The sequence below is a fragment of the Oerskovia sp. Root918 genome, assembly GCF_001428945.1.
Lineage (GTDB): Bacteria > Actinomycetota > Actinomycetes > Actinomycetales > Cellulomonadaceae > Oerskovia > Oerskovia enterophila.
Map to the genome: position 1 here is coordinate 310,933 of NZ_LMJG01000013.1, position 11,465 is coordinate 322,397.

Sequence of the window (11,465 nt, forward strand, 5' to 3'; positions counted from 1 at the left end):
CCGGACGCCTTGCCGCTGCTCGGAGGTCGGTGCGAACCGACCTCCGGCCTCGTGTCACCCTGGCGGTCAGGGCCGAGACAGTGGAGACTGGCTCGTGGGCCCTCGGGCCCCCTGACCGTCGTCGTACCGGACGCACCACGCTACGGACCGTGGGAGCCCCGGGCGAGGCACGAGGGAATCCCCCGCGCTGCTCGCAGGGCGGGGGTACCGCATAGAGGTGTGCGGGAGGGAGAGGCGCCGGTTGCCACTGGGGGCGAACGGCGCCTCTCGCATGTCCGGCGACGAAGGAGCGCCCTGCCCGACGGCGACGCGCCGCCTGCCTGTGGCCGGCCGGGCCCGGCGTCCTCAGGCGTGCTGTGCGCGCAGCGCGATCATCTGGTCGATCAGGGCGAGCAGGTCGTCGATCGACCCGCCCTGGGGCGTCGCCGCGTTCGCGGGCGAGGCGCCGCTCGCGAAGTGCTCGCTCGCCTGGGCGTAGAGGCCGTCGCCGATGAGCATGATCGCGCGGGTCAGCACAGGGTCGCCGACGACCTCGAGCACGGCCCCGGCCCAGGCGTCGTGCGCGTCGTCGAGCGCGGCGCGTGCCTGCGGGTAGCTGCCCTGAGCGAGCCGCGAGACCGCGACGTAGACGAGCTCGAAGTCGCTGTCGGAGTCGGCCGACGTGCGGATGAAGTAGTCCACCGGGCCTGCGGGGGCTGTGCGCATGGCGTCGACGTCGGCGGCCGTGAGGTCTCGCAGGTGCTCCATGAGCCCCTCGGCCAGCGCGACCTTGGACCCGAAGTGGTAGAGCAGGCCGCCCTTGGACACGCCGGCCTCGGCGGCGACCGCGTCGAGCGTGGTCGCGCGCTCTCCCTGGGTCACGAGCAGGGTGGCGAAGGCCTCGAGGACCTTGGCGCGAGCGGCGGGGGGCGGCGGCATCTTGAAAGTGTACCGACCGGACGGTTACTATACCGTCTGGACGGTTGGCAGTCCGGCGCCACAGCGCCGCCCCAGCCGTCCTCGTACGTGAAAGGACGCTCCCGTGACTCTCGTCCAGGACAACCGGACGCCCCGGGACCCGAACGGCCCCGTCGGCGCACCGCAGGACCCCACGACCCCTACCGGTGGCACGCCCCTGACCCGCAGGCGCCGGTGGGTCGCGCTCGCCGTGCTCATGCTCCCCGTGCTGCTCGTCTCGATCGACAACACGGTGCTGACGTTCGCGCTGCCGCAGATCTCCGAGGCGCTGCGCCCCACGGGGACCCAGCTGCTGTGGATGATCGACATCTACCCGCTCGTGCTCGCGGGCCTGCTCGTCTCGATGGGCTCGTTCGCGGACAGGATCGGCCGGCGCAGGCTCCTGCTCGTCGGCGCGGTCGGGTTCGCTCTGCTCTCCGTCGTCGCGGCCTACGCTCCGAGCGCCGAGGCGCTCATCGCCTCGCGCGCGGGGCTCGGGTTCTTCGGCGCCATGATCATGCCGCCCACGCTCTCGCTGCTGCGCAACATCTTCACCGACCGTGAGGAGCGGCGGCTCGCGATCGCGATCTGGGCCGCGGGCTTCGCCGCGGGCAACGCGATCGGGCCCATCGCCGGCGGGTTCCTGCTCGAGCACGCCTGGTGGGGCTCGGTCTTCCTACTGGCGGTGCCCGTCCTCGTGCTGCTCCTCGTGCTCGCGCCGGTCTTCGTGCCCGAGTCCAGGGACTCGAACCCCGGCCGCGTCGACGTGGTCTCGATCGTGCTCTCCATGGCGACCATGGCGCCGATCGTGCTCGGGATCAAGACCCTCGCGAAGTCCGGTCCCAGCGCGCTGGCGTTCGGGGCTCTCGTGCTCGGTCTCGTGGCGGGCTGGGTCTTCGTGCGCCGTCAGCTCGGGCGCCCGGACCCCATGATCGACGTCCGGCTGTTCCGCAAGGGCGAGTTCTCGGGGGCCGTGGTCATCAACCTGCTCTCGGTCTTCTCGCTCGTGGGCTTCCTGTTCTTCGTGTCCCAGGACGTGCAGCTCGTGCTGGGGCTGAGCCCCATGAAGGCGGGCTACGCCCTGCTGCCGGGCCTGGTCGCGATGGTGGTCGCGGGTCTCCTGGTGGTCCGGGTCGTGCGCAGGGTGCGCCCGTCCCACGTCGTGGCGGTCGCGATCCTGTTCGCCGCCGCGGGGTACGCGATGGTCGCCCTGACTGCAGGGGCGAGCACGCTGACCGGGCTCGTGGTCGCGTTCGTGGTCCTCGCGATCGGGATCGGAGCCGCGGAGACCGTGTCGAACGACCTGATCGTCTCGGCGGTCCCCGCCGACAAGGCGGGCGCCGCCTCGGCGATCTCGGAGACCGCGTACGAGGTCGGGGCCGTGCTCGGCACGGCGGTGCTGGGCAGCATCCTCACGGCCTCCTACCACCGCAACGTCGTCGTGCCCGACGGGGTGCCCGCCGCGGACGCGGCGGCGGCCGCCGAGACGCTCGGCGGCGCCACGCAGGTGGCGCAGACGTTGCCGACCGAGCAGGCGCAGGCGCTGCTCGCCTCGGCGCACGAGGCGTTCGGCAGCGGCGTCGGGACCACGTCCTGGATCGGCTTCGGGCTCATGCTCGTGGCGTCGGTCATCGCGCTCGTGGCCCTGCGTTCCGCACGCGCGTGAGATTCACCCGGATGCCGGCGAGCGTGCCCGCTGGCATCCGGGCGTCCGATCCGCAAGGGTGAGAGGTGATGAATCGTCCCCGTCGCACCCCGCCCCGCTGGGTCCGTTACACGCTGTCCGTCGTCGCCCTGCTCGTCCCGTGCGTCGTGTTCGGCGTGACCACCGCGACCGCGGACCTCAGCCTGGGCCCGCACGAGGCCCGGTACGAGGTGACGACCGACAGCCTCGTCGTGGTCGACCTCGGCCCGCTCGGCACGCTCGAGATCGACTCGCCGCTCCCGGTGGGTCTCGGTGCACGGATCACGGTCGAGGAGATCCCCGCGGACCTCACGGCGTTCGACCAGGCGACGACCATCGCCGCCCTGACGCAGGACCTCCAGGGGTACCTGCAGTTCTTCGGCGGGCCGCAGGACACGATCGAGCAGGTCACGCGCAGCCTCGTGGCCGACGCCGCGCGGCGGACGGGCCTCGCGATCCTGGTGGTCGCGGCCGCGGGCGCGGGGTTCTACCTGCTCCTCGGAGCGGCCCGACGGCGTGAGATCGGCGAGGCGGTCGCGCCGAGGACCTGGGAGATCACCGCGGGCGTCGTCGTGGTCTCGCTCGTCTTCGGTGTGCTGTCCGCCTCGGCCGAGGAGCCCTCGACGACCGACTCGCGCCCCGCATCGGCGGTCTTCGCGGGCACCCCGCTCGAGGGAGCCCGGATCACGGGCCGCCTCGCGGGGGTCGTCGACACCTACGGCGGCATGCTCATGAACGCCTACAAGGACAACGAGGCCTTCTACGCCCGCGCGAACACGGCGCTGGGCGTCGCGTGGGACGAGCGCGACGTGCTCGAGGAGGAGGCCGCCGCCCAGCGGGAGGCCGACGAGCAGGCCGCACGCGACGCGGCCACCGCGCCGCCCGCGGAGGGGGAGCAGGGGGCCGACGGCGGCGTCGCGGGCGACCAGGTGGGCCCCGACGACCCGACCGGCACCGACGGTGCGGCCCAGGACCCGGCCGGCGAGGCGCCGTCGGGCAGCGAGGGCGACCGGGCCGCCGAGGGCACGGAGGGCTCCGCCGCGCGTCGTGGTGCGACCCCCTCGGGCGGTTCGACCGAGTCGCCGTCCGCGACGCCCGAGGACGAGCTCGTCTCGATGCTCGTGGTGAGCGACCTGCACTGCAACATCGGGATGACCCCGCTGATCCGCACCGCGGCCGAGCGCTCCGGGGCGAGCATCGTGCTCAACGCGGGCGACACGACCATGAACGGCACGAGCGTCGAGCAGTTCTGCGTGAACTCGTTCACGTCCGCTGTCCCGGACGGCGCCACGATGGTCGTCGCGGACGGGAACCACGACAGCGTCGAGACCTCGGCGCAGGAGCGCAAGCGAGGCGTCAAGATCCTCGACGGCGACGTGATCGAGGTCGACGGGGTCCGCATCCTCGGAGACCGGGACGCGCTCGAGACGAGGATCGGTGCCGGGTCCAAGGCCGCCCGTCCCGAGACCCCCGCCGAGCAGGCCGAGCGGCTCGCGCAGGCCGCGTGCGACGCCAAGGACGGGATCGATCTCCTGCTCGTGCACTCGCCGCGCGCCGGGAACGAGGCCCTCGAGACGGGCTGCGTCCCGCTGCAGGTCTCGGGGCACACGCACCGCCGCAGCGGGCCCGAGCAGTTCGGCCTGGGCATCCGGTACGTCAACGCGAGCACCGCGGGGGCCGAGTCGGGGGAGCCGACCGTCGGGCCGCTCAAGGGGGTCGCGGAGATGACCGTCCTGCGCTTCGACCCCGTGCTGCGCGAGTTCGTCGACTGGCAGCTCGTGCAGGTCTTCCCCGACGGTTCCGCGCAGGTCGGCGCCCGCGAGGCGTTCCCCGTGCCGGTGCCGGAGGAGGTCCTCGACGGGACCGGCGAGGGCACCGAGGCGCCGGACGGGACGGGGACCGGTGACGGCGCCGACGGGACCGGTGACGGCGCCGACGGGGCGCCCGCGGCGACGATCACGGACGACTCCGCGAAGGAGGAGTGAGGGGCTCGTGCACGACTCCGACGGAGCGGGTGAATCGACCGGTCGCGGTCTCGACCCCGACCGCGGACGCGGCAGAATACGCGGTATGAGCAGAGGTGCCCGATGGATCCTCGCCGCGATCGTCGCGGCGCTGGTGATCGTGCTCGCGGGCCCCTACCTGGTCGCACGGCTCTCGGCCGGCACGGCCCCGCCGCCCCTCGGGCTCCAGACCCCGGGGGAGACGGCCTCCCCGACGGCCACGCCGGACCCGGGCCCGTTCGACCCGGACGGCACCTGGGTCGTGGGCGCGGGGTCGCAGGCGGGCTATCGGTTCGACGAGGTGCTCAGCGGCGAGAAGGGCACGGTCGTCGGCCGGACGGACGAGGTCGCGGGGACGCTCGTCGTGACGGACGGCGAGCTCGTCCGGGCCGAGATCACGGTCAAGACCGCGTCGATCGCGAGCAGCAGCGTGGTGCGCGACGACGCGTTCCGGCGTCTGCTCGAGACCGACGTCTTCCCCGACGCGGTGTTCATCCTCACCGAGCCGGTCGACCTCGAGGGTGTCGAGGAACGCGACGAGCCCCTCACGGTCCAGGCGCGCGGCACGCTGACGATCCGCGACGTGACCGAGCCCGTGACCGTGACGCTCGAGGCGCGGCGCTCGGGCGACGGGGTCCAGGTCAGCGGTGCGATCCCCGTGACCTTCGCCGACTACGGCGTGCACCTGCCCGAGCTGCCGTTCGTGACGGTCGAGCCCTCGGGGACGGTCGAGATGCTGCTCGAGCTCGAGCGTGTCCCGGAGGCGCCGTCCCCGGCGCCCACCTCGCCCTGAACCTGTTCGAGGAACCCGTTCGATCCGCCCTGAGGACTCGACGCGGCACCTCGTTCGTGGTTAAAGTTCGGTATGCCGAACTTTCAACTTCGCACAGGGGTGAAAGGTCTCCTCGGAGGCCTGACGGCCCTGCTCCTCGCCGCGGCGTGCGCGGCCGACACCGCCCCGGGCGAGCCCGCCGGAACCTCCGCCGACCATCCGGCGGCGAGCGACGCCGTCGGGCGCCTAGAGGTCCTGACGACCTTCACCGTCCTGGCGGACATGGCCCGCGAGGTCGGGGGAGAGCACGTCGAGGTCTCCTCGCTCACCAAGGTCGGCGCCGAGATCCACGGCTACGAACCCACGCCCGCGGACCTGCGGCGCGCTGCGGGCGCGGACCTGGTCCTCGACAACGGGCTCGGGCTCGAGAAGTGGTTCGAACCCTTCGTCGCACGCCTCGACGCGCCCCACGTCACGGTCTCGGACGGCGTCGACGTCCTCTCGATCGCCTCGGGCGCGTACGACGGGCGGCCCAACCCGCACGCCTGGATGTCGCCCGTCAACGGCGCGATCTACGCGCGCAACATCGGTGAGGCGTTCGCCGTCGCGGACCCTGCGCACGCTGCGGACTACCGGGCGAACGCGACCGACTACGCCGAGCGCATCGAGACCGTGGGGCGCGAGCTCGCTGCCGAGGTCGAGCAGGTGCCCGCGGGGTCGCGCGTCCTGGTGACGTGCGAGGGGGCGTTCTCCTACCTGGCGCGCGACGTCGGGCTCGACGAGAAGTTCCTGTGGCCGGTCAACGCCGACCAGCAGGGCACGCCCCAGCAGGTCGCGGGCGTGATCGACCACGTGCGTGACAACGGCGTGCGCGCGGTGTTCTGCGAGACGACCGTCTCGGACTCCGCGCAGCGCCAGGTCGCCGCGGAGACGGGCGCGACGTACGCGGGCACGCTCTACGTCGACTCGCTCTCCCGGCCCGACGGCGACGTCCCCACCTACCTCGACCTCCTCGCCTACGACGCGCGCGTCATCAGCGAGGGTCTGCGGGGCGAGTCGTGAGCGCGGACGTCGGGAGCGGTGCGGTGGCACCAGGGACGGACGCGGGGTCGGCCCTGGCCCGGAGCGCTGCACCGGTCGAGCCTGCTGAGCCCGCTGCACCTGCAGCCCTGGCGGTCCGCGGGCTCACGGTCCGCTACCGCGAGACGCTGGCCCTCGAGGACGTCGCCCTCTCGCTCGCCCCGGGCACCGTGACCGGGCTCATCGGGGCCAACGGCTCGGGCAAGTCGACGCTCTTCCGGTCCGTCATGGGCATGACGCGCGGCAGCGGCGTCACCCAGGTGGGAGACGTCCGGATCTACGGCCGGGACGCCGACGTGGCGCGCAAGGACGGGCTCGTGGGATACGTCCCGCAGTCCGAGGACGTCGACTGGTCCTTCCCGGTCGACGTGCGCGACGTCGTGACCATGGGGCGCTACGGGGGGCTCGGACCCACGCGCCGCGCACGCGCCGAGGACCGGCGGGCCGTGGCCGACGCCCTCGACCGCGTGGGGCTCGCCGACCTCGCGCACCGGCAGATCGGGAGGTTGTCGGGCGGGCAGCGCAAGCGCGTCTTCGTGGCGCGCGCGATCGCGCAGGGCGCGCGGCTGCTGCTGCTCGACGAGCCCTTCGCCGGGGTCGACAAGGTCTCGGAGGCGCAGATCACCTCGGTGCTCCGGAGCCTCGCCGCCGCGGGGTGCGCCGTGCTCGTCTCGACGCACGACCTCGCGTCGCTGCCCGACCTCGTGGACGACGCGATCCTCCTCCAGCGACGCATCATCATGACCGGGCCGCCCGACGTGGTGCTGCGCCCCGAGAACCTCGCGCGCACGTTCGGGATCGACCCGCTCGCGTCGGCGCGCCGCGAAGGTGCGAGCGACAGCTCGGGCGCCTCGACCACCACCTCTGGTGTCGCCGACCACGGCTCGGCCGTCGCCGACCCGTCCGACGCCCCGTCCGAAGGAGCAGCCCGTTGAACCCCGTCGACCTTCTCGCGAGCGCGGGGGACTGGCTCGCCGCGCCGCTCGGGTACGAGTTCGTCCAGCGCGCGTTGCTCGTCGCGGTCGTCGCGAGCATCGTGTGCGCGCTCCTGAGCTGCTGGCTCATCATGATCGGCTGGTCGCTGCTGGGCGACGCGGTCTCGCACGCGGTGCTGCCCGGTGTGGTCCTGTCGTACGTGGTGGGGGTGCCGTTCGCGATCGGGGCGCTCGTGTTCGGGGTCGGCGCGGTCGCGCTGATCGGGACCGTGCGCGACACGAGCCGGCTCAAGGAGGACGCGGCGATCGGCGTGGTCTTCACGACGCTCTTCGCGATCGGGATCGTGCTCATCTCGGTGACCCCGAGCCAGATCGACCTGGGGCACATCCTGTTCGGCAACATGCTGGGCATCACCGACGCGGACCTGTGGCAGGTCGTGGTCCTGGGTGCGCTGACGACCGTGGTGCTCGTGCTCAAGCGGCGCGACCTGACGCTGTTCGCGTTCGATCCCGTGCACGCGCACGCCGTCGGGATCTCGCCGCGGCGGCTGTCAGCGCTGCTCCTGGGGTCGCTCGCGCTGACCGTGGTGGTCGCGCTCCAGGCGGTCGGGGTCGTGCTCGTGGTGGCCCTGGTCATCACGCCGGGCGCGACGGCCTACCTCCTGGTCGACCGGATGTCGCGCATGCTCGTGGTCGCGCCGCTCGTCGCGGTCGGGTGCGCCGTCGTGGGGATCTACGCGAGCTACTACCTCGACACCGCGAGCGCCGCGACGATCGTGGTGGCGCAGGGCGTCGTGTTCGCGGTCGCGTACGTGGTGCACCTGGCGCGCCGCCCGCGCGTCGTGCCGTCCTCCGGCCCGACGGCGGAGCGCGAGCCCGCGGAGCTGGTCGCGGGGTGAGGTGGTGGCCGGGGCGTGGCGAGGGGGCGGGCGCCGGGTGCGCGCCGGCGTCCGGACCTCGGTCCTCCCGGCCCCGGGGGAGGGCCGTGAAATAGAGTGGGCGCCGTGGACCATCCCCTCGACCTGACCTCCGTCGCCCAGGACTACCTCAAGGTGGTGTGGTCCGCGCAGGAGTGGTCCGACGAGCCGGTGACCACCAAGCTCCTCGCGGACCGGCTCGGCGTCGGGGCCTCGACCGTCTCGGAGACCGTGCGCCGCCTGTCGTCGCAGGGGCTCCTGGTGCACGCGCGCTACGGTGCGATCGAGCTCACGGACCTCGGGCGATCGCACGCGGTCGCGATGGTCCGTCGGCACCGGATCCTCGAGACGTACCTGGTCTCGGAGCTGGGCTACTCGTGGGACGAGGTCCACGACGAGGCCGAGGTGCTCGAGCACGCGGTCTCGGACCTGATGCTCGACCGCATCGACGCCCTGCTCGGCCATCCCACGCGCGACCCGCACGGCGACCCGATCCCCACGGCGTCCGGGTTCGTCCCGCGTCCGGCGGCGATCCGGCTCTCGGAGCTCGACGCGGGGGCGTGCGCGGTCGTGGCGCGGATCTCGGACTCGGACCCGGACGTGCTGCGCTACCTGGCCGAGCTGGGCCTGGGCCTCGACGCCGAGGTCCGCGTGCACGAGCGGCGCGAGTACGCGGGCACCATGGCGATCACGTGGGGGAGCGACGCGAGCCCGGTCCACCTGGGACTGCCGGCGGCGTCGCGCGTGTGGGTCGTGCCCGCGCCTCTCGCCACGGACTCCGCCCCGGTCTAGACTGGCGGTCTTCCCGCATCACGCTGCCGATGGCGCCGGCGTTGCGTTCGAAACGATTCGATCCTTGCAACGACACCCTTGAAGGGGGCGCCTTGACCGTCGACAGCACCGGCCTGCCCGGGACGACCGACACCCGCTCCGACGCGCCCGTCCCGGGCGCGGACCGCCGTCGGGCACGCACCGGCGGCGCACCCCGCAGCACCCGGACCGCAGGCCTCGCGCTGCTCGCGCTCGCCGTGGGCGGCTTCACGATCGGCACCACCGAGTTCGCGACCATGGGCCTGCTGCCCGACATCGCGACCGCGTTCGACGCCTCCATCCCCCTGACCGGGCACGCGATCACGGCCTACGCCGTGGGCGTCGTGGTCGGCGCGCCGCTCCTGACCGTGCTCGCCGCGCGCGTCTCGCGCAAGAAGCTCCTCGTGGGCCTCATGCTCGCCTACACGCTCGGCAACGTGCTGTCCGCCGCGGCCCCCAGCCTCGAGTGGCTCATCGCGGGCCGGTTCTTCGCCGGACTGCCGCACGGCGCGTTCTTCGGCGTCGGGGCGGCCGTCGGGGCCGCCGTGGCGGGCCCCGGACGCCGCGGCCACGCCGTCGCCATGATGATGACGGGGCTGACCGTCGCGAACGTCGTGGGCGTGCCGCTCTCGACCTACGCCGGGCAGGTGCTCGGGTGGCGCGCGGCGTTCGTGCTCATCGGCGTCCTGGGCGGGATCACGCTCCTTGCCCTGTGGCGCTGGGTCCCGGCCGGGTCCGGCGACACCGGGTCGAGCGTGGGCCAGGAGCTCGCGGCGCTCAAGAACGGCGCGCTCTGGATCAGCTTCGTGGGCGGGGCGATCGGGTTCGGCGGCATGTTCGCGGTCTACTCCTACGTCGCCCCGACCATGACCGAGGTCACCGGGCTCTCGCTCGGCGTGGTCCCCGTGGTCCTCGCGATCTTCGGCCTGGGCATGACGCTCGGGACGGTCGTCGGGGGCAGGCTCGCGGACAAGGACGTCATGCGCACGGTCTGGATCGGGTTCGGGTCCACGGCCGCGGCCCTCGTCGCGTTCGCGCTCACGGGCCAGAGCCCCGTGCCCGCGGTCGCGGCGCTGTTCCTGCTGGGCGTGACCTCCCAGATCCTGGGGCTCGCGCTCCAGACCCGCCTCATGGACCTCTCGCCGGACGCCCCCTCGCTCGGCGCCGCGCTGTGCCACTCGGCGCTCAACGTGGGCAACGCCAACGGGGCGTTCCTCGGCGGTCTCGTGATCGCCGCGGGCTGGGGCTACCTCGCCCCGGCCTGGACAGGGCTCGCGCTGACGCTCGTGGGGCTCGCGATCATCGTGGCCTTCGGTCGCCAGCGCGTCGCGCACGTCCGCGAGGACGTGGTCCCGGCAGACGCGCCCGTCGAGGAGGCGGTCGCCGCGTCCTGAGGTGACGGACCGGCGAGACCTCCAGCCAAACCTCAGAGTTCGCCGGTACCTTGGGCCCACCTGTGTGCCGGAAGTGCACACGCAGACCTCCAGGAGCGGTTCGTGAGCGAGAGCCCCACCCGTCCTTCCCGTGCCGGGCGCACCCCGGCGCCCCGCGCGCGGCGCCCGGACGCAGCCGCAGAGCTGCCCGACGTCGACGCCAAGAACCTCTCGACCCGAGCCTTCGGGTGGGTCCTCGTGGTGGCGGGCGCGGTCGGCCTGGTCGGCGCCGCCTGGCTCGCGATCGAGAAGTACCTCAAGCTCATCGACCCGAACCACGTCGCGTCGTGCTCGCTCAACCCGTTCCTCGACTGCGGTCCCGCGATGGCGTCGTGGCAGGGCACCCTGCTCGGGTTCCCCAACCCCTACCTCGGGGTAGCGGCGTTCCCCGTGGTCATGACGATCGGCGTCGTGGTGCTGACCGGTGCGCGTCTGCCGCGCTGGTTCTGGCTCACGATGCTCGCCGTCACGACGGTCGCGATGGGGCTCATCGTCTTCCTCGTGTGGACGAGCCTCTACGTGCTCGTCGTGCTCTGCCCCTTCTGCATGGTCGTGTGGGCCGCGATGATCCCGCTGTTCTGGTACCAGGTCGTGCACGCCGTGCAGGAGGGGTACCTCCCGGTCGGCGAGGGCGCGAAGCGGCTGATCGTCGACAACCGCGGGATCCTGCTCGCCGTGATGTACGTCCTCCTCGTGGCCTGGGTCTTCCTGGAGATGGGCCCCACGATCGTCACCTACCTCCAGAGCACCTGATCGGCGGCCGGAGGGGCCGGACGGCCCTCGGCAGCACCTGACAGGTCCAGAACCCACCGGGCCGGTGGCCGGCACCACCGGCCCGGTGACCCGCCCCCGCTCGCCCGGGAGACCCGAACGGACGGCGACCGGGCAGCGCGGG

The 11,465-nt window shown here is 73.1% G+C and carries 10 protein-coding genes; 9 read left to right on the forward strand and 1 reads right to left on the reverse strand.

Annotation, left to right across the window (positions count from 1 at the left end; all coding sequences use genetic code 11):
• Nucleotides 1-345: 345 nt before the first annotated feature.
• Entirely contained in the window at nt 346-918 is a 573-nt protein-coding gene (locus ASE27_RS21125) for a TetR/AcrR family transcriptional regulator (RefSeq protein WP_056650721.1), read from the reverse strand.
• A gap of 196 nt (nt 919-1,114) precedes the next feature.
• On the opposite strand from ASE27_RS21125, the gene ASE27_RS12580 reads away from it, so the two are divergent.
• The 9 genes from ASE27_RS12580 to ASE27_RS12620 all read left to right on the forward strand — a co-directional run bounded on the left by ASE27_RS12580 (nt 1,115) and on the right by ASE27_RS12620 (nt 11,323).
• Nucleotides 1,115-2,602: an MFS transporter gene (locus tag ASE27_RS12580; RefSeq protein WP_056651424.1), complete on the forward strand. Its 1,488-nt coding sequence runs from the start codon at nt 1,115-1,117 to the stop codon at nt 2,600-2,602.
• 68 nt (nt 2,603-2,670) lie between these two features.
• A complete protein-coding gene (locus ASE27_RS12585; RefSeq protein WP_082608885.1) occupies nt 2,671-4,605 on the forward strand; it encodes a metallophosphoesterase family protein in 1,935 nt (644 codons plus the stop codon).
• An 85-nt stretch (nt 4,606-4,690) separates the two neighbouring features.
• Nucleotides 4,691-5,416 (forward strand): YceI family protein, encoded by a 726-nt coding sequence (locus tag ASE27_RS12590; protein ID WP_056650724.1) that lies wholly within the window; start codon nt 4,691-4,693, stop codon nt 5,414-5,416.
• 72 nt (nt 5,417-5,488) lie between these two features.
• Nucleotides 5,489-6,457, forward strand: coding sequence for a metal ABC transporter substrate-binding protein (locus ASE27_RS12595; RefSeq protein ID WP_056650726.1), 969 nt, complete (start codon nt 5,489-5,491; stop codon nt 6,455-6,457).
• A gap of 53 nt (nt 6,458-6,510) precedes the next feature.
• Nucleotides 6,511-7,410 carry a metal ABC transporter ATP-binding protein gene (locus ASE27_RS12600; RefSeq protein WP_082608925.1) on the forward strand — a complete coding sequence of 300 codons (900 nt, stop codon included), beginning with the start codon at nt 6,511-6,513 and terminating at the stop codon, nt 7,408-7,410.
• The gene (locus ASE27_RS12605) at nt 7,407-8,309 is read left to right on the forward strand and encodes a metal ABC transporter permease (protein ID WP_056650729.1); all 903 of its coding nucleotides are present in this window, start codon (nt 7,407-7,409) and stop codon (nt 8,307-8,309) included. Before ASE27_RS12600 ends, ASE27_RS12605 begins: the two co-directional genes overlap by 4 nt.
• A 105-nt stretch (nt 8,310-8,414) precedes the next feature.
• A complete protein-coding gene (locus tag ASE27_RS12610; protein WP_282956068.1) occupies nt 8,415-9,119 on the forward strand; it encodes a metal-dependent transcriptional regulator in 705 nt (234 codons plus the stop codon).
• Between the two features lie 221 nt (nt 9,120-9,340).
• Nucleotides 9,341-10,531 carry an MFS transporter gene (locus ASE27_RS12615; protein ID WP_056651426.1) on the forward strand — a complete coding sequence of 397 codons (1,191 nt, stop codon included), beginning with the start codon at nt 9,341-9,343 and terminating at the stop codon, nt 10,529-10,531.
• Nucleotides 10,532-10,633: 102 nt separating this feature from the next.
• Nucleotides 10,634-11,323 carry a vitamin K epoxide reductase family protein gene (locus ASE27_RS12620; protein WP_082608887.1) on the forward strand — a complete coding sequence of 230 codons (690 nt, stop codon included), beginning with the start codon at nt 10,634-10,636 and terminating at the stop codon, nt 11,321-11,323.
• Nucleotides 11,324-11,465 lie beyond the last annotated feature (142 nt).